This is a genomic window from Microbacterium sp. LWH13-1.2, from assembly GCF_038397735.1.
Classification (GTDB): Bacteria; Actinomycetota; Actinomycetes; order Actinomycetales; family Microbacteriaceae; genus Microbacterium.
Genome location: NZ_CP151635.1, coordinates 2,906,065 through 2,923,904 on the forward strand (window position 1 = coordinate 2,906,065; position 17,840 = coordinate 2,923,904).

The 17,840-nt window shown below is 67.8% G+C and carries 14 protein-coding genes; 1 reads left to right on the forward strand and 13 read right to left on the reverse strand.

Annotated elements, in window-relative coordinates:
- Positions 1-13 precede the first annotated feature (13 nt).
- From MRBLWH13_RS13975 to MRBLWH13_RS14020, 10 genes are all read right to left on the reverse strand, one after another.
- Positions 14-1,414, reverse strand: coding sequence for a cellulase family glycosylhydrolase (locus MRBLWH13_RS13975; protein ID WP_341955553.1), 1,401 nt, complete (start codon positions 1,412-1,414; stop codon positions 14-16).
- Positions 1,411-2,922 (reverse strand): alpha-N-arabinofuranosidase, encoded by a 1,512-nt coding sequence (locus MRBLWH13_RS13980; protein WP_341955554.1) that lies wholly within the window; start codon positions 2,920-2,922, stop codon positions 1,411-1,413. The genes MRBLWH13_RS13975 and MRBLWH13_RS13980 overlap by 4 nt, the downstream gene beginning before the upstream one ends.
- A 47-nt stretch (positions 2,923-2,969) precedes the next feature.
- Entirely contained in the window at positions 2,970-3,848 is an 879-nt protein-coding gene (locus MRBLWH13_RS13985) for a carbohydrate ABC transporter permease (RefSeq protein WP_341955555.1), read from the reverse strand.
- Positions 3,845-4,780, reverse strand: a complete 936-nt coding sequence (locus MRBLWH13_RS13990; RefSeq protein WP_341955556.1) for a sugar ABC transporter permease — start codon at positions 4,778-4,780, stop codon at positions 3,845-3,847. Before MRBLWH13_RS13990 ends, MRBLWH13_RS13985 begins: the two co-directional genes overlap by 4 nt.
- Positions 4,781-4,855: 75 nt before the next feature.
- Positions 4,856-6,211 (reverse strand): extracellular solute-binding protein, encoded by a 1,356-nt coding sequence (locus tag MRBLWH13_RS13995; RefSeq protein ID WP_341955557.1) that lies wholly within the window; start codon positions 6,209-6,211, stop codon positions 4,856-4,858.
- A 157-nt stretch (positions 6,212-6,368) separates the two neighbouring features.
- Positions 6,369-7,322: a 3-hydroxyacyl-CoA dehydrogenase family protein gene (locus tag MRBLWH13_RS14000; protein ID WP_341955558.1), complete on the reverse strand. Its 954-nt coding sequence runs from the start codon at positions 7,320-7,322 to the stop codon at positions 6,369-6,371.
- The gene (locus MRBLWH13_RS14005) at positions 7,322-7,783 is read right to left on the reverse strand and encodes a ribose-5-phosphate isomerase (RefSeq protein WP_341955559.1); all 462 of its coding nucleotides are present in this window, start codon (positions 7,781-7,783) and stop codon (positions 7,322-7,324) included. Before MRBLWH13_RS14005 ends, MRBLWH13_RS14000 begins: the two co-directional genes overlap by 1 nt.
- Positions 7,780-9,519 carry a dihydroxyacetone kinase family protein gene (locus tag MRBLWH13_RS14010; RefSeq protein WP_341955560.1) on the reverse strand — a complete coding sequence of 580 codons (1,740 nt, stop codon included), beginning with the start codon at positions 9,517-9,519 and terminating at the stop codon, positions 7,780-7,782. The genes MRBLWH13_RS14005 and MRBLWH13_RS14010 overlap by 4 nt, the downstream gene beginning before the upstream one ends.
- Positions 9,516-10,496: a TIM barrel protein gene (locus tag MRBLWH13_RS14015; RefSeq protein WP_341955561.1), complete on the reverse strand. Its 981-nt coding sequence runs from the start codon at positions 10,494-10,496 to the stop codon at positions 9,516-9,518. The genes MRBLWH13_RS14010 and MRBLWH13_RS14015 overlap by 4 nt, the downstream gene beginning before the upstream one ends.
- Before the next feature lie 99 nt (positions 10,497-10,595).
- A complete protein-coding gene (locus tag MRBLWH13_RS14020) occupies positions 10,596-11,300 on the reverse strand; it encodes a GntR family transcriptional regulator (protein ID WP_341955562.1) in 705 nt (234 codons plus the stop codon).
- A 134-nt stretch (positions 11,301-11,434) separates the two neighbouring features.
- Here MRBLWH13_RS14020 and MRBLWH13_RS14025 point away from each other — a divergent pair, with 134 nt between their 5' ends.
- A complete protein-coding gene (locus MRBLWH13_RS14025; RefSeq protein ID WP_341955563.1) occupies positions 11,435-12,454 on the forward strand; it encodes a LacI family DNA-binding transcriptional regulator in 1,020 nt (339 codons plus the stop codon).
- Here the strand turns inward: MRBLWH13_RS14025 and MRBLWH13_RS14030 are convergent, their stop codons facing one another.
- From MRBLWH13_RS14030 to MRBLWH13_RS14040, 3 genes are all read right to left on the reverse strand, one after another.
- The gene (locus tag MRBLWH13_RS14030; RefSeq protein WP_341955564.1) at positions 12,455-13,588 is read right to left on the reverse strand and encodes a hypothetical protein; all 1,134 of its coding nucleotides are present in this window, start codon (positions 13,586-13,588) and stop codon (positions 12,455-12,457) included. It lies immediately after the preceding gene.
- 64 nt (positions 13,589-13,652) lie between these two features.
- Positions 13,653-16,367, reverse strand: a complete 2,715-nt coding sequence (locus tag MRBLWH13_RS14035) for an alpha/beta hydrolase-fold protein (protein WP_341955565.1) — start codon at positions 16,365-16,367, stop codon at positions 13,653-13,655.
- A gap of 337 nt (positions 16,368-16,704) precedes the next feature.
- Positions 16,705-17,838, reverse strand: coding sequence for a bifunctional 2-methylcitrate synthase/citrate synthase (locus MRBLWH13_RS14040; RefSeq protein ID WP_341955566.1), 1,134 nt, complete (start codon positions 17,836-17,838; stop codon positions 16,705-16,707).
- Positions 17,839-17,840: the final 2 nt, after the last annotated feature.

The window sequence follows — 17,840 nt, forward strand, 5'->3', positions numbered from 1 at the left end:
AGTCTATGCGCGCTCAGATCGACGAAGACAGGATCGCCTCGAGCCGCTCTCTGCGCACGCAGTTCTCGAGGGCGAAGGCGTCGGCGAGATCGGCCGCCTCCGCAGGGGTGACTCCCTCGAACGCGTTCGCGTAGTCGGCCACCATGGCCTCGGCGAGCATCACGTGCCGCACGTGCCCGTGGATCCACCGTCGCGCGCCCCACGGGAACGGCGCGAAGTCGGGGAACTCCGTCTCGAACAGCTTCTCGATGGGGTCGAGGATCCCGCGCACCCCGGCATCCGTCGATCCCCAGGAGTCGACGCCGAGGCGCGCCTTCTTCTCGAGGACCGGAGCGATGCGACGCATGTACTCCGACGTCGGGTCGGCGCTGACGGCACCCTGCAGGCCGATGTCCTTGTAGGTCCACAGCGCCCAGCTGGCGTCGTGGCGCGAGAAGATCTCGAGCTGATCCTCGAGCAGTCGATAGCGCTGATCGTCGCGCTCCGGATCGCCGGTGTAGACCGGCCCGAACTCGCCGACCCAGATCGGCGTTCCCGTCTCGCGCATGTAGGCGGTGCGCGCGAGGAACGTCTCCTCGACTCGATCCCGATCGATGTACTGACCGCGGCTCACGCCGGGGTAGGGACCGCCGTCGACGAACCCCGGCAGCGCGTAGTCGTGAGCGGTGTACACGCAGTTCGGCAGCGGGTCGCCCAGCTGATCGAACTGGGTCGAGTACCGATTGCCGTCGAGGAACAGGATGTGCTCCGGATCGACGGCCCGGATCGCGGCCTCCAGCCGCCGGTAGAAGGGCCCCACCGTTGCGCCCTCCGCATCGGCGGGCTCGTTGATCGGGTTGTATCCGGCCACCCAGGGGTTGCCCCGATACCGCTCCGCGATCTGCTCCCAGAGATTCACCACGCGGTCCTGGAACTGACGCTGCGCCCAGAAGTGCGCCCACTGCGTGGGGTTGTCGCTGTGCCAGTGCTGATTCTGGGCACCGGGAACGGCGTGAAGGTCGAGGATCGCGTAGACGCCGTGCGTCGCGCAGGCGTCGACGGCCCGGTCGAGAAGAGCGAAGCCCTCCTCCTTGATCACGAACGGGTCGGCGTCATCCTCGAAGTGGCGGTAGTTGAACGGGATCCGCACCGAGTTGAGCCCCAGAGATCGCACGTGCGCCGCATCCGCCTCGGTGAAGAAGACGGACAGGAACCGCGAGAAGTAGCTCTGGTAGGCGTCTTCTCCGAGGACTCTCAGCAGCGCTCTGCGGTGCTGAGTCTCGGTTCCGGCGTAGCCGGTGATGAAGTTCTCCATGTTCATCCACCCGCCCAGCCCGAAACCGCGCAGCAGCACCGGCTCTGAGCCCTCGACGATGCGGGTGCCGTCGACCCGCAGGATCTGCGGATCGACACTCGCGCCGGTCGCCGCGCTCACCGCGCCGTCACCGCCGTCCAGGACACGGCGGGGAGCGTGATCGAGATGGCACCGTCGATCACGCGCGCGGTGGTGTTCTCCCGCATCCCCACGCGCTCCGGGTCCTCGAGGGTGTTGCGGGCGTGCATGTCGTCGTCGTGCAGCGACTGCGCCGAGGTCACCTGCACGTCACCCAGACGGCTGACGTCGATCTGCACCGTGATCTCCTCGGTCAGGCTGCGGTTGACGAGGAAGACCGCGGTCTCGCCGGTCTCCTCGTCATGGGTCGCGACGGCGTCGACGAGCGACACGTCGCCGAAGACGTCGGATGCGTACGTCGGAGCTTCCAGGCGCACCTCGAGCGCCTTGCCTCTGGCGAGTCGTGAGGTGATCGCGAACGGGAAGAACGTGGTCTGGCGCCACGAGATGCCGCCGGGCTCGGTCATGATCGGTGCGATCACGTTCACGAGCTGGGCGAGGCTGGCCGCGGTCACACGGTCGGCGTGACGGAGCAGCGAGATCAGCAGATTGCCGAACACCACGGCATCCACCACCGAGTACGAATCCTCCAGCAGCCGAGGCGCGACCGGCCAGTCCGTGGCATCCGTGATCTTCTCCACGTCGTTGAACCGCGACTGGTACCAGACGTTCCATTCGTCGAAGGAGATGTTCAGCGTCTTGTCGCTCCGCTTGAGCGCCTTCACATGGTCCGCGGTCGCCACGACGACGTCGATGAACCGATCCATGTCGACCGCGGAGGCGAGGAAGCTCGCGTAGTCGTCGCCCTTCGGCTCGTAGTACGCGTGGCAGGAGATGAAGTCGACCTCGTCGTAGGTCTCCTCGAGCACCGTGCGCTCCCAGTCGCCGAAGGTCGGCATCGAGGCGCTGGACGATCCGCAGGCGACGAGCTCGAGATCGGGATCGATCATGCGCATCGCTCGCGCGGTCTTGACGGCCAGGCGGCCGTACTCGTGAGCGGTCGAGTGCCCGACCTGCCACGGACCGTCCATCTCGTTGCCCAGGCACCACATGCGGATGCCGTAGGGCTTCGTCCTGCCGTTCGCGATGCGCTTCTCCGACAGGAAGGTGCCAGAGGCGATATTCGTGTACTCGAGCACGTCGAGCGCCGACTCGATGCCCCGCGTGCCGAGATTGACCGCGTACATCAGCTCGCTGCCGACTCCCTCGGTCCATGCGGCGAACTCGTCGAGGCCGATCTCATTGGTCTCGGTCGAGTGCCAGGCCAGATCGAGGCGGCGGGGACGCTCCTCGCGGGGTCCGACGCCGTCCTCCCAGCGGTATCCCGAGATGAAGTTGCCGCCGGGGTACCGGATGGTCGACACCCCCAGCTCCTTGACCAGCTCGACCACGTCACCACGGAAGCCGTCGGCGTCGGAGGTCTCGTGGCCCGGTTCGTAGATGCCTCCGTAGACGCAGCGTCCGAGGTGCTCGACGAACGAGCCGAAGAGTCGTCGGTTGATGTCGCCGACCGTGAAGTGCGGGTCGATGGCGAGACGGGCGTTGATCATTTTCACCTTTGCGTGGAGAGGATGGAAGTCGGTCACGGCCCTGGCCGCTACTTGAGACTTCCGATGGAGAGGCCACCCTGCCAGTACTTCTGGAGGGTGAGGAAGGCGATGACCAGGGGGATCACCGACACGAGGGAGCCGAGGATGATGACGCTCCAGAGCGACGTTCCTCCGGAGTTGTTGGCCGACGCGATCCCCTGCCACATGCCGATGCCGACCGTCACGGGGTAGAGCCGGTTGTCGGAGAGCATCGCCAGCGGCAGGAAGTAGTTGTTCCATGACGCGACGACCGACAGCAGGAGCACGGTGACGATCGCCGGGCGCATCAGGGGGAGGGAGACCTGGACGAACGTGCGGATCTCGCCCGCCCCGTCGACCCTGGCGGCGTCGAGGAGCTCGTCCGGCACCGCGTCGCGGGTGTAGATGTTCATGAGGTAGACGCCGAACGGGTTCAGCAGCGTCGGCAGGATCACGGCCCAGATCGTGTTGGTCAGACCGAGCTGCGAGAACAGGATGAACGTCGGGATCACCAGCGCGGTGGCGGGGACCATGACCGAGCCGAGCAGCACGGCGAAGCTGAACGAGCGGCCGCGGAATCGGAACTTCGCGAACCCGTACCCGGCCATCACGGCGAGCACCGTCGCGCCGACGCCGCCGACGACCGCGTAGAGCGCCGAGTTCAGGAGCCAACGGAGGTAGATGCCGTTCTGGTACGTGAACAGGTCGACGAGGTTGCCCCAGTAGTCGATGTTGTCGGCGAACCACAGCGAGCTGCCGCCGCCGAAGAGGCCGGCGGCGTCCTTCGAGCTGTTGACGATGACCCACCAGAACGGGACCAGGAAGTAGACGACCAGGAACCCGAGGAGCACCTGGAGCGGGAGATGGCGTTGACGCGCCGTGCGACGGGTGTCGTTGAGGGTCGTCATGACAGGATGCTCCCGCGCTTTCGGGTGATGAACATGAAGAGGTAGACGCAGACGAACACCACGGCACCGAGGGCGAACGAGATCGCCGATCCGTAGTTGTAGTTCGCCAGAGCGAAGGCCTGCTGGAACGCGTACATGTTCGGAGTGAGATCCGAGGGGATGGCGCCCGAGGCCAGATACCGCAGGATCTGGGGCTCGTTGAAGAACTGCAGCGTGCCTATCAGCGCGAACACGAGGATGAGCAGCAGCGCGGGCGCGATGAGCGGGATCTTGATCCGCAGCGTGATCTGCCATCCGGTCGCGCCGTCGATCTTCGCGGCCTCGTACAGGGTCGGGTCGATGCCCTGAAGGGCTGCGTAGATGATGATCATGTAGTACCCGGCCCACTGCCACGTGACGATGTTGAGCAGGCCGAAGAAGATGAGGTCGCGGCTGAGGAGATCGGGGCCGACCGCCCCGAACATCCCGAAGATCTCCGCGACGGGTCCGAAGCTCTTGCTGTACAGGAATCCCCACATGAGCGCGCCGATGACCGCCGGGATCGCGTACGGCAGGAAGATCATCAGCCGCGAGAAGCGTGCGAAGCGGGTGACGACGGCATCGAGGATCAGAGCGACCCCGAGCGATACCACCATCTGCAGAGGGATGAGCACGGTCGAGAACACGACGACGAACCAGATGCCGTCGAGGAAGTTCGGGTCCGTGAACGCCTTGATGTAGTTGTCGAAGAGGACGAAGCTCGTCCCGCCGATCAGCTTCTTCTGGAACAGACTCAGGTACAGCGCGTAGAGCAGCGGCGTGACGAGCAGCGCGACGAACACGATCGCGAACGGGGCGACGAAGGCCCAGCCCACATGTCCTCGTGCGGATGCGCCTCGTCGCCGAGGGCGGCGGGTGGCCGCCTTCGGACGTGTGGCGATTTCGACGGTCATCTGAAGACTCCTGTGATGAGGGGAAGGGAGGACGGGACGGGTCGCCCGCGGGTGGGGGCGACCCGTCCCGCGGGGTCACTTGACGGTGAAGCCCTGCTCCTCCGCGTACGTGACGATCGTCTCCTGCAACGCGTCAGCGGCCTCGGACCCGGTCACGGAGCCCTCATTGATCGCTGCGAGCTGCTCGTTGAACGCATCGAAGTAGTACGCGCCGAACGGCGTGTACGTCATGCCCTCGTAGCCGTTGGCAGCCGGGACGTAGACCTCCTTGTTGGCGAGCTGTCCGTCGAAGAACGGCACCTCGTAGTTCTCGAACTCGGGCGAGTTGAGGGCCTTGAGGTTCAGCGGGAAGATGACCTGGTTCTGCCAGCCGTCCGTGAGCGACGCGTCATCGGCGTAGACGCCGAGGGCGACCTTCGCCGCGAGCTCGGGGTTCGAGGCCTGGCTCGTCACCGAGAAGGCGGATCCGCCCCAGTTCACGTACGTCGGGTCGGCGGTGTCCCACTGCGGCAGCGGAGCGGTCGCCCAGACTCCGGCATCCTCTCCCTCGCCGACGCCGGCGCCGGTCAGGTACCCGGGGGCCCACGCGGCGGAGATGTAGGTGGCGTAGTCGCCGCCGATCACGCCGGAGACGTACTCGGGGGTGAACTGGTCCTGCGTGCCGACGAGCCCCTTCTCGACCAGTCCGTCCCAGTAGTCCAGCACCTTCTTCGATGCGTCGTCGTTCAGGGTGACCGAGATCTCCTCGGGAGTCGCGGAGTCATAGGTGAACGGCTCGGCGCCCGCCTGGTACTGCAGCGCCATCATCACCGCGGGCACGTTCGCTCCGAGGTCGCCGAACAGCGGCCCACCCGCGTCCTTGACGGTCTGCGCGGCGGCCTCGTACTCGGCCCAGGTGGTCGGAGGCGTGATGCCGTAGGTCTCGAAGATGTCCTTGCGGTAGATCATGCCCATCGGACCGCCGTCGACGGGAACGCCGTAGACGCCCTCACCGACGGAGACGTCCTTCCAGGCGCCCTCGCTGTAGTCGTCTTTGACGTCCTCGTAGCCGAACGACGAGATGTCGACGATCGCCTCCTGCACCTGGAAGGTGGGGATGCGGTCGGCCTCGATCATGATCACGTCGGGCGCGCCGGTGCCCGCGGTGATCGCGGTCTGGAACTTGTCGTACTCGTCGCCGCCCTGGCCGACGTTGGTCCAGCAGACCTGGACGTCGTCGCTCTGCTCGTTGAAGTTGTCGACCACGAGCTCCATGTTCGGATACCAGGCCCACATCGTCACGACGGGCAGGTCGTCCTTCTGGATCTTGTTGGTGCAGTTGGTGGCGTCGCTGCCGCCGCCCTCATTCGTGCCGCCGTCGCCTGCGCACGATACGAGCGCGCCGGCCATGACGAGAGTGAGTGCCGCAGCGAGAAGTGGCTTGGTCTTCACTGTGTTTCCCTTCGGATGCTGGACTTCATTGTCATTGCTCCACTCGGTCTTCATGACTCGGAGTGGTCGGGTTACAACGTTGTATTTCTAACGTTGTAATTTTACCGCATGGGCACTCTCGACTGTCAAGAGCTGGCCCTGCTGTCTGGGGCGCCGATCAGTATCTGACCGGCGCGGGGCCGAGCTCGTCGAGCAGCTGCGCCATGCGCGTGTATGCGCGGTCGCGATACTCGGTCAACGCGGCGATCTGCTCCGGCGGCGTCGCGAGGAAACCACGACCGGACTTCACTCCGAGCTCGCCCCGGTCGACGTGCTCGCGAAGCGACGCCGGTTCGGCGAACCGCTCGGGATAGGCCTCGCCGAGCGACTGGTAGCAGAACCGGTAGACGTCGAGACCGGCGATGTCGGCGATCGCGAAGGGACCGAAGAACGGCAGACGGAAGCCGAAGGTGGTTCGCGCGATCGTGTCGATCGCCTCGGGCGATGCCACACCCTCGTCGACCAGCCTCGCGGCCTCGGTGAACAGCGCGTACTGCAACCGGTTGAGCACGAAGCCCGTGACGTCGGGGATCTCGACGCCGACCTTGCCGCACTCGGCGAGCAGGGCGGTGACCCGCGCCACCGCGCTCGGGTCGGTGCCCTCGTGCGGGATCACCTCCACCCCGGGGATGAACGTGGCCGGATTGCTGAAGTGCACGCCGAGGAACCGCTCGGGCCCGTGCACGGCCTCAGCCAACGCCGCGATCGAGATGGTCGATGTGTTGCTCCCGATCACTGCGGCGGCAGGAGCCGCCGCAGTGATCCGCCGCAGCGTCTCGTGCTTCACGGAGAGGATCTCGGGAACCGCCTCTTCGACGATGTCGGCGTCGGTCACCGCGTCCTCTATCGACGCCGCAGCCGTCACCCGCTCGGCGATCCTCTCTGAGGCGCCGACGGGGAACAGGGATCGCCGCTCGAAGTCGGCCGCCTCGCGGATGATCCGCTCCCGGCTGTTCGACGCCTGCTCGGCTGACACATCGGCGAGCGCGACACGACGCCCCGACAGGGCGATCACCTGCGCGATGCCGCCCCCCATGTATCCGGATCCGACGACTGCCACCTGTTCGGTCATCACGACTCCTCCTCGATCTCGTCTATCAGTTCCACCTTGGCCGCCGACGGCGAGGCCGGGTCGAAGCGGAGGTCGAGCCACCCGTCGACGAGGGTCTTCGCCAGCTCGGGTCCGATGACACGCGCGCCCAGCGCGAGCACCTGCGCATCGTTGCTGAGCACTGAGCGGGCGACCGAGTACGTGTCATGCGCCGTGACCGCGCGCACGCCACGCACCTTGTTCGCCACGATCGCCATGCCCAGACCGGTCCCGCAGACGAGCAGGGCCCTGTCGGCCTCACCCGCGGCCACGTGGCGCGCGGCTTCGGCGGCGACCCGCGGGTACGGGCTCGCGCCGGAGGCATCGACACCGACGTCGACGACCTTCGCCACCCTGTCGTCCTGCTCGAGAACCGCTCGAAGAATCTCCTTGTACTCGTAGCCGGCGTCATCCGCGCCGATCACGATCCGCCAGCCGTTCATAAATCCTCCTCCGTGCCGCCGAGAACGACCTCGGCGACGGTCGACGCGATCAACGCGAAGGACACCGCACCCGGGTCCGGGTGGCCGATGCTGCGCTCCGCGAGCGGTCGGGCGCGGCCCTTGCGCGGAGTCAGGGCCGCCGTGTCGCTCGCCCCCTGCCGGGCCTTCCCCGCCGCACGACCGAGCGCATCGGCCACGCTCCGGCCGTCCGCGAGAGCGGCGTCGAGTTCGCGCTCGAAGGGGAGCAGGGCGTCGAGCATGGTCTTGTCGCCCGCGGATGCTCCGCCGAGCGTCTGTATTCGGGACCGCGCCGCGGAGACGGCCGCCGGCAGAGACAGGGTGCGCGACGCGCCGCCCTCGTCGATGCAGCGACCGAGTGCCGAGATCGCGGCCCCCCACAGCGCTCCCGAGGTGCCGCCCGCGGTCTCCGACCAGGCATCCCCCGCGGCGTCGAGCACCTCGGCGAGGCCTGTCTCGTCATCGAGCGCCGACGCCGCTGCGACTGCGGCCTCCAACCCACGGGTCATGCCTATGCCGTGATCGCCGTCACCGGCGACCGCGTCGAGCTCTCCCAGGTGATCGGCCTCACGCACGACCGCGTCCCGTGCCGCAGACAGCAGTCGGCGTGCGAGTGCCGCATCGCGGCGGGACTCCGCTGTCACCGTCCGCTGACCGAGAGGCTCCTCCGACGCATCGGCGCCGGTCGCGACCTCGGCGACGGCCGGCACACCCGACCGATCGACGGCACCGCGGCGGAAGGCCGGCGAGGCCGCCGGCGCGTTCCACAGCTCTTCGAGCTCGTCATCGAGCCAGAGCAGCGTGACCGAGACCCCGCCCATGTCGAGACTCGTCACGAGCTCACCGCAGAGAGGACTGGCCACCTCGATCCCCCTGCTGGCGAGTTCGCGGTGCAGATGCCCGAACAGGATGAAGAGCTCCTCGTACTTGGCGGTGCCGAGCCCGTTCACGATCAGCGAGACCCGAGAGGCGTGACCCTCCGGGCGCTCCTCCAGCAGCGGCTCCAGCAGGGTGACGGCGAGTTCACGGGCGCTCTGCAGCGGGACGTCGCGGATGCCGGGCTCGCCGTGGATGCCGAGCCCGATGGACATCCTCCCCTCCGGCACCTCGAACAGAGGCGATGACGCCCCGGGGAGCGTGCAGCCGGAGAACGCGACGCCGAGGGTGCGGGTCATCGCGTTGGCGCGCCTCGCGAGACGCTCGACCTCGTCGAGATCGTCCCCCCGCTCGGCGGAGGCGCCGGCGATGCGGAAGACGCACAGGTCTCCGGCGATCCCCCGCCGCTGCGTCCGATCTGCCGCAGGCGCGCTGGCGATGTCATCGGTGACGAGCACGGTGCGCACGTCCAGCCCCTTCTCGCGGAGTCGACGCTCGGCCTCTCCGAAATGGATCACGTCCCCCGCGTAGTTTCCGTAGCTGAACAGCACTCCACCGCCCGCCTCGACGGCGCGGGCGACCTGCACAGCCTGCCCGGCCGACGGTGAGGAGAAGATGTTGCCGCACACGGCGGCCGCGGGCATCCCCTCGCCCACGACACCGGCGAACGCCGGGTAGTGCCCGGACCCGCCTCCGATCACGACGGCGACGTGCCCGGGGGTGATCGCGGTCGCACGGGCCACACCGCCGCTCACCCTCCTCAGCTCGTCGGGATGAGCGAGGACGAGTCCATCCAGCGCCTCCTCGACGAAGGTGTCCGGATCGGCGGGCATGCGTGTCATGACCAGCTCCTCTCGCTGTGCTGGACGACCAGGCTCGCGCCCGGTTCGTAGTCACGCCGGGGCAGGATTCGCCGGCGCAGATAGTCGCGGTTCGCAGCGCTCATGCTCAGTCCGTCTCCGCCGTAGTGCTCCGTGCAGATGACACCCTGGAAGCCGCTGTCGATCGCCATCGCGATCGCCGAGCGGTAGTCGATGAGTCCGCTCTCGAGATAGGCCGGCAGCGTCGTGATGACCCCCGACTGCGGGTCCTCGTCCCTGGCGTAGTTCTTCACGTGCCAGAAATTGGTGAACGGGAGCGTCTGCGCCAGCAGCTCCCGCCAGTCCTCGATCGGCTCGTGCAACCGAACGAGGTTGCCGATGTCGGGGTTGAGGCCGACCTCCGCCATGCCGATCTCCTCGACGAGACGCACCGCCGAGGCACCCGAGCCGAGAAAGGTGTGCTCGTACATCTCGAGCGACAGCAGGAGGCCGAGGTCGGCGGCGTGAGCCCCGAGCTCGCGGAATCCGGAGACAGCCAGATCCCATGCCTCTCGATCATCGAGTCGGTCGCGATGCCCCTCGGCGGTCCAGAACCACAGCTGCTCCCGCTGCCGCGGGCTCAGCGCCTGGTGCAGTCCGACCGACACCACTCCGATGCCGAGGTCGGCGGCGAAATCCAGTGTCCGGTGACTGTAGGCGAGGTTCTCCGCCCCGGTGTCGGCGTCGATCACGCTTCTCCGGATCGCCGAGAGCGAGGCGGCCTTCAGGCCGCTGTCGGCGAGGACGTGCCGGAACAGCTGCCGATGCCGCTCGTCGAGGTCGCCGTAGCGCACCCAGGAATCGGTGAGGTCGACGTGCGCGAAGTCCGCGTCGGCAACCTGCTGGAGGCTCCGCGCCCACTCGACGCGCAGGGCGTCTTCGTTCGCGTCCTCGGGTTGCGCGGCGGGGAAAGGCAGCATCGCTGCCGCGATCGGCCAGGTCTCGGCGGTGAGCGCCATCGTCCATCAACTCCATCGAATCAGGTTTCATGCACGATACCTGATTAGGTAAACGATGTAAACAGCGTCGACGGAGATGACAGCGGCGGGGCCGCGGCCTCAGTCGCGATCGATGTCGAGCTCGGCGAGCGCGCGGCTCTTCACGTTGCGCAGATGCAGGCGCATCGACGCGTCAGCGGCGATCGGATCGCCCGTCTCGATGGCGCGCGTTATGGCCGCGTGCTCCGCTACCGTCTCCGCGGCATCGGTGACTCCGCGACCCGAGAACAGCCGGAACCTCTGCACGTGCGCGCCGAGCGCGTCGTACGCATGCACCAGGAAACGATTGCGGGTACCGGCGACGATGGCGCGGTGGAACTCGCGATCAGCCTCGTAGTACGCGTGCAGCGAGCCGCTGCGGTCTCCCCGTGGCGCGCGCTCGAGATCCGCCACGTTCTCCTCCAGCCCGCGGACGAGCCCCTCGCGATCCGCACTCCGCGCCGCCGTTGCCGCGATCGCGGGCTCGAGGAGGATCCGGGCGTCGAAGAGGTCGGCCATCTCCTCTGCATCGAGCGCCGGGGCGACACGGTACCCGCGCAGCGCGAGCCTCTGCACGAGACCCGTCGCCTCGAGCCGCGTCAGCGCTTCACGCACGGGACTGCTCGAGACCCCGAACTCACGCGCGAGAGCATCGATGCTCAGTGGCGACTCGGCACCGATGTGCCCGTCGATGATGAGGCGCAGGAGTTGATCGTGCACATCGTCCACCACGAGACGCGGGCTGATCCGCTGCGGACGGCCAGGTCGCCGACTGTCGATGGACATTGCGCCATACTACGCGGCGAGGCACGACGACACCCCGTGCCGCGGCCCCACCGTGACGGTGCCTTGCGAATAGAGTGTGGAGAACGTGTCGCACTTGCGGCGCAGGGTGATGGGTGGGCGCCATGGGTTCGACGATGCATGATGTCGCGCGACTCGCCGGCGTGTCCATCAAGACCGTGTCGAATGTCATCAACGACTTCCCGCACGTCAGGCCTGACACTCGCGAGAGGGTGCAGGCGGCGATCCGCGAGCTCGACTACCGCCCGAACCTCTCCGCGCGCGGCCTGCGATCAGGGCGCACCGGGGTCATCGGCCTGGCCGTGCCCGCACTGCGCGAGAACTACTTCGCCGAGCTCGCAGACGCAGTGATCCGCGTGGCCGACCAACGGGGCCTGGGGGTGGTCGTCGAGCAGACCAGCGGCGACCGGACTCGCGAGCTCCAGGCAGTGACCGGCGGGCGGCTTCGTCTCACCGACGGCCTCGTGTTCAGCCCCTCCGCCCTCGGCCAGGACGATGCCGCCGCGCTCGACAACGACTTCCCCCTCGTTCTCCTGGGCGAGCGCATCTTCAACGGACCGACCGATCACGTCGCCATGCACAACACGTCATCGGCGCGGGCTGCTGTCGAGCATCTGATCGACACCGGGCGACGTCGGATCGCGATCATCGGCGCCGAGGAGCATCAGGGCACCGAGGTGAGCTCGGCCAGCCTGCGCCTGAACGGCTACCTCCAGGCTCTGGATGCCGCGGGCATCGCCGTGGACCCCGCTCTCATCCGCCCGAGCACGCACTGGAATCACGCGGCGGGCGCAGAGACCACCCGTCAGCTGATCGCGGAGGACGTCCCCTTCGACGCGATCTTCGCCCTCAACGACACGATGGGGCTCGGCGCCCTCCGCGCGCTCGGCGAAGCCGGCCTGCGCGCGCCGGAGGACGTGGGCGTCATCGGCTTCGACAACACCGACGAAGCCCACTTCTCGGTCCCGTCGCTGTCGAGCGTCGACGTGGGACGCGAGCAGATCGCTGCGGCAGCCGTCGATCTTCTCATCGAGCGCATCGAGGAGAAGGGCGAGCGGCGGCCACCGCGAACGATCACGCCCGACTTCCGCATCGTCCGACGCGAGTCCACGGGTTTCCCCGGTCCGCTGACCTGATCAGTCGGTGCGCGGCACTTCCCCGCGCGCGGAGGCCACGGCTTCGTCGATCCTCGCCTGCATCCTCGATTCCGACCGGGCGCGCGCTCGACGGACACCGAGGAACAGCAGCACAGCGGCGGCGATGAGTGCGAGCTGCGCCCAGGGGATCGTCCACACGGTGAAGGACGCGGATGCCGCGTCGAGGGATCCTTCGATCTCGTCGTCGCCTACGACGGAGGGCTGCACTCTCGTGGTGCCCTCGAGGAGGAGCAGGGGCCACGCCGGCACCTCGAACTCCGCGACCGCCGACTGACCGGGAAGGATCTCGCGCCGTGCGTCGGTCGCGAGATCGACGCCGAGCAGCCCGAAGGGACCGGCGACGTGGACCTTCGAGTCTGCTCCCACGCGCACGTTGCCCGCATTCGTGATGTCGTACGTGAGGGTGAGGGTTCCGGGCGCGAAGGGATTCCACGACGGCTCGTAGCTCGCCCGCACGGCTTCGGGGCGCGCGGCGGCGACGACGTCGCCCGAGACGCGGAGATGCACGCGCACGCCCACCCGCGAGGCGATCTGCACCTCGGTCGCCGCATCGGGCAGCAGCTCCGCCACGATGCCGGCGGGGTGGTCTCCCGGAGAGGCGTCCGATGGCACGTCGACACCCACCGGAATGGCGACGGATGCGCCGGCGTCGAGCGTCACCGCGAATCCGCCGTCATCACGAGGAGTGGCGCCGGCGACGGCGCCGAGAGACACCCAGGCGCCGCCGCCCGTCGATTCCTCCACCGACGGGATCAGGTCGAAGCTGCCGTCTCCGGTGACCGTTCCGTCGCTGGCGTAGACGGCGAATGCCTCCGGCTGAGCACTGAAGTTCGTGAGCACGATGCTCTCGTCGATGCGCTGCCCCGGGTCCACTCGGTGGCGCAACGAGACGCGGCCGTCGGGCAGACCGCCTGTCGCCGGCTGCAGCGACCAGGTCACACCGGCGGTCGGAGCCGGGTCGGTATCGGCGGGCAGCGTCGATGACTGCGCGAGCGCGGGTGGCGAGATACGGCTCTGCGGCTCCGGCTGCGCGGCCCCGCCGGCCGACTGCGCGAACAGGGCGGTGGCGGCCACCACGAGGACACCCACGGCGGTGATGTGACGGTAGGACATGTGACTCCTCATCGGGGTGCGGCCGGTCGGATGCCCGACCGGCCGCACTGTTCGAGACTCTCGGTCAGTCGACCGGGAACAGGGAGATGGACAGGACGCTGGAGTACGACCCCGGCTGCGTGTCCACCGGCACCTCGAGACGAAGACCCGCGCTGAGCGTCGCCGAGCCGAAGCGGCCTTCCGAGTCGGCACTGGCCAGCTCTCCGGATGTCGCCAGACCCAGACCGCCGTCGATGGCCGTCTCCAGCGGATCACCGGCCTCCAGGCCCGCCCGCGGCGTCAGCACCTTCGGCACCCAGCCGAGGTGATCGGCCTCGATCGTCTTTCCGGCCGACACGAACGGCTGCGCCTGAGCCGCGACGGACCATCCGCCCAGGCCCGCCTGCTGCGCGGTGCGCGAATCGGTGACCGAGATCTCGGGCAGCTCACCCGTGAAGCGCAGGCGATCACCCACGTTCTGCGGAGCCGACAGCTGGACTCCCTCGCCGAAGTCGGCGACCGTCATCGCCAGCGCACCGTTCTCGCCCTCGGCGATCGCCGCATGAATCGGCACACCCGACGCGGTCTCGGCGACGAACAGCTTCGGCAGGAAGTCGATCAGCGCCTTCTGCCACACGTCCCAGCTGTGCGGGCCGGGGATCGGCGGGTGGAAGTCGTGGGTGATCCCCCGACTCTCCAACGCGCTGATCAGCGACATCGTGTTCTGGTAGGTGAAGTCCTGGATGTCACCCGTGTAGATCGACAGGAGCTTGGTGCCCGCGTTGATGGCCTCGACGTCGGCGTTCGCCGGTGGCGTGGTGAAGGCGGAGAACGCGCCGATGTAGGCGAACTCGCCGGGGTAGGCATAGAGCGTGCTCAGCGCGTGCCCCGATCCCATCGAGAGTCCTGCGAGCGCTCGCTGCGACGGGTCGGAGCTGACGTTGTACGCCGCCTCCGTCGTCGGGATGAGCTTCTGCGTGATCTCCTTGGGGTAGTCGACGCCGTTGCCGTTCGCCATGACGACCACCATCGGCCGGATCGTGCCGTTCGCATAGTGGTTGTCGAGGATCTGCGCGGCGCGTCCGACCTTGATCCAGTCGCTCCATGTCTGTCCGCCACCGTGCTGGAGGAAGAAGACCGGGTAGGGCTCCTCCCGCTCGGGGTCGTACCCGGGGGGCGTCCACACATAGGCGGAGCGGTCGGCTCCGCCGGCCAGGCTCGAGTACGACATCGTCTGCACCGCTCCACGCTGCTCCGGTGCGACATCACCCGTGAACGCGCCCCGGATGCCGTCGCCGGCCACGAAGAACGTGCTCCAGTTGGGCTCGGATTCGACGTTCGTGGGGTTGCCCGCGTCCTTGCGGTCCACTCGGTCCACCACGAACTTGTAGTAGTACGAGCCGCCCTCGATCGGTCCGAGGGTGAGCCTCCACCGGTCGCCGGCCTTCTCCATGGGAATGCGCAGCCAGTTGCCGCCCGGAGCCCAGTTGGCCCAGATCGTGACGTTCTTGGCCGAACTGAACTCGGTGCCCGTCTCGAAGGTGACGACGCCGTGCTCGTCGACCCATGGTGTCGGCGTGGTGCCGGGAGCGGGCAGCGAGTGCGTGCCCTCGAGGGCACGGTGCCCCTCGCTCATGCCGTGGTCGTCGACGTCATGGAAGAGTCGGGAGCTGAAGTCGCGCAGTGACTCCTGCCAGGTCTCCCAGATGTCGCCGTATGCCGGGTTCACGCCGTCGAACTCGTACTCCACTCCTGCGGCATCCAGCTTCGCGGCCAGATCGACGTTCTGGTTGTAGGAGCGGTCCGTCGTGTTCCCGATGTAGAGGCGCACCAGGTCGGTGCCCGCATTGATCTGCGTCGCCTTGGCCGAGCTGATGCTGCTCACGAGGCTGCCCGAGAACGAGCCGACCTTCGAGAACTCGCCGGGATCTGTGACCATCAGCGTCAGCGCCTGGGAGGCGCCGCGCCCGATGCCGGCGATGGCACGGTCAGCCGCATCGTCGGAGACATGGAACTCCTCACCGACCGCGGGCAGCAGGTCGTCGAGGATCTCGGTGCGCAGGTCGTTCGTGTTGCCGTCGGCCATGACGACGACCATCGGCTCGATCTGCCCCTCGACCGCGAGATTGTCGAGGATCTGCGCGGCGCGTCCGAGTTCGGTCCACTCGGTGTGCGCCTGCCCTGTGTCCTGCAGCAGGTAGAGCACCGGGTATTCGTCGGCGCGGTTCGCGTCGTAGCTCGGCGGGGTCCATACCTGCGCCGATCGCTCGGCGCCGGCAGCCGTGCTCTGGTAGGTCAGCGACTGCAGCTGTCCACCGGCAGGCACATCGGCCTGCCATGCCGCCGACTCCCCGTCGACGAAGAACGTGCTGTACGACGGCTGGGCCGTGACCACCTGCTCGGTCGCCGGATTGCGGAACGTGACGAGCTGCTCGGTCCCCCCGATCGTCGCCTTGTACTGGAAGTAGTACTGCCCGGGTTCGAGCGGGCCGATCGTGGCCGTCCATGACCCGCCGCTCAGCCCCAGGTTCAACTGCGCCGACGTATTGCCCGGACCGAAGTTGCCCTCGACGGCCACGGCAGCGGGAGACGTGCCCACCTCGCTGCGTACCACGGAGTCCGGCACCGTGAACCGATAGAGCCCATCGGCAGGCTGGGATATCCATGGATCCGCCGGAGCGTCGGCTGCGGCCGCCGGCTGCGCAGCCAGAAGCGTCCCCACCCCCACGGCCGTGACCGCAAGCAGCGCCATCCAGCGGCGGTGACCGCTGCCGGGCGACGCACTCGTTCGAGTTCTCATCACCTTTGATTTCCTCTCGTATCTCCCGCGCGCGACACCGCGCACGGCTCGCAGGGCACACGTTCGGAGGGCACCCTCGGCAAGCACCACGGCGGGATGCGAGAAGCAATTTACAACGTCGTAATGCTGCTGTGTGCCAGCATGTCCCTGACGTTCAGGCTTGTCAAGGAGTTTTTACGACGTTGTAATTTGCGGGCTGCGTGCTCCGGTCGTTGAGCGAGAACGCGCGGCGACCGAGACGAGACGCACTCGACTCGCGCACGGATGCCAGCGCGTCTCGACTCTCTCGGCTCCGCCGGGCTCGCTCGACGACCGGAGGCGAGACGACACGCGCCGCTCAGCCCTCGATGTGCCGCTCGTCGACGCCGTCGTAGAACGAGAGCGGGCGGATCAGCGCATTCGCGCCGGCCTGCTCGATCACATGGGCCGTCCACCCCGTCACCCGTGCCGCGACGAACAGCGGGGTGAAAGTGAGGGTGTCGAAGCCGATCAGGTTGTAGGCAGGACCCGACGGATAGTCGAGGTTCGGGTAGATGCCCTTGCGCGCCACGAACTCCGACTCCAGAGCGTCGTAGAGCTCTGCGACCTCTGCCCTGTCGTAGTGCTCGACGAGTGTGTCGAGGGCGGCCTTCATGGTGGGCACGCGCGAGTCTCCGCTCTTGTAGACGCGGTGACCGAAGCCCATGATCTTGCGCTTCTCGGCGAGTGCCTTATCGAGCCACGGCACGACGTTCGACGCCTCGCCGATCTCGTCGAAGATGTGCAGCACGGCCTCATTGGCGCCGCCGTGCAGCGGTCCCTTGAGCGCGCCGATCGCACCGACGACGGCCGAGTAGAGGTCGCTGAGGGTCGAGGTGATCACACGGGCCGTGAAGGTCGAGGCGTTGAACGAGTGCTCGGCGTACAGGATCATCGAGCGGTTGAACGCGTCGACGACGACCGGGTCGGGCTCTTCGCCGAACGTCATCCAGAGGAAGTTCGCCGAGTAGTCGAGGTCGTCGCGCGGCGCGATCGGCTCCTCGCCGCGGCGGCGTCGCTGACCGTAGGCGACGATCGCGGGAAGAGCGGCGAACAGACGGATGCTGCGCTCGAGGTTCTCCTCGGGGCTGCCGCCGGCATCGAGCACCGATCCGCCGGCGTTCGTGTCGGACGCGCCGATCAGGCTCACGGCCGTGCGCACCTCGTCCATCGGGTGCGCCTCGAGCGGGATCAGGTCGATCGCCGCCTTGACGTTGTCGGTCAGGGCGCGATGCGGTCGCTCCTGCGCGCGGAAGGCCGCCAGCTCTTCGAACGTGGGCAGCTCACCGTGCCACAGCAGGTAGGCGACCGCCTCGAACGGCTGGGTCGCCGCCAGCTCCTGCACGGGGTACCCGCGGTAGAGAAGACTGTTCGTCTCGGGGTTGACCTTCGAGATCGCCGTCGTGTCGACGACCACCCCGGCGAGGCCCTTCTTGATGTCCGGCTCGGTCATGC

What these genes read in the sequence shown, in the direction of transcription:
- MRBLWH13_RS14025 (WP_341955563.1), top strand. Translation starts at nt 11,435, where the DNA reads ATGCATGATGTCGCGCGACTCGCCGGCGTGTCCATCAAGACCGTGTCG.
- MRBLWH13_RS14040 (WP_341955566.1), bottom strand. Translation starts at nt 17,838, where the DNA reads ATGACCGAGCCGGACATCAAGAAGGGCCTCGCCGGGGTGGTCGTCGAC.
- MRBLWH13_RS14020 (WP_341955562.1), bottom strand. Translation starts at nt 11,300, where the DNA reads ATGTCCATCGACAGTCGGCGACCTGGCCGTCCGCAGCGGATCAGCCCG.
- MRBLWH13_RS14015 (WP_341955561.1), bottom strand. Translation starts at nt 10,496, where the DNA reads ATGGCGCTCACCGCCGAGACCTGGCCGATCGCGGCAGCGATGCTGCCT.
- MRBLWH13_RS14000 (WP_341955558.1), bottom strand. Translation starts at nt 7,322, where the DNA reads ATGACCGAACAGGTGGCAGTCGTCGGATCCGGATACATGGGGGGCGGC.
- MRBLWH13_RS14005 (WP_341955559.1), bottom strand. Translation starts at nt 7,783, where the DNA reads ATGAACGGCTGGCGGATCGTGATCGGCGCGGATGACGCCGGCTACGAG.
- MRBLWH13_RS13985 (WP_341955555.1), bottom strand. Translation starts at nt 3,848, where the DNA reads ATGACGACCCTCAACGACACCCGTCGCACGGCGCGTCAACGCCATCTC.
- MRBLWH13_RS13980 (WP_341955554.1), bottom strand. Translation starts at nt 2,922, where the DNA reads ATGATCAACGCCCGTCTCGCCATCGACCCGCACTTCACGGTCGGCGAC.
- MRBLWH13_RS14010 (WP_341955560.1), bottom strand. Translation starts at nt 9,519, where the DNA reads ATGACACGCATGCCCGCCGATCCGGACACCTTCGTCGAGGAGGCGCTG.
- MRBLWH13_RS14030 (WP_341955564.1), bottom strand. Translation starts at nt 13,588, where the DNA reads ATGTCCTACCGTCACATCACCGCCGTGGGTGTCCTCGTGGTGGCCGCC.
- MRBLWH13_RS14035 (WP_341955565.1), bottom strand. Translation starts at nt 16,367, where the DNA reads ATGAGAACTCGAACGAGTGCGTCGCCCGGCAGCGGTCACCGCCGCTGG.
- MRBLWH13_RS13990 (WP_341955556.1), bottom strand. Translation starts at nt 4,780, where the DNA reads ATGACCGTCGAAATCGCCACACGTCCGAAGGCGGCCACCCGCCGCCCT.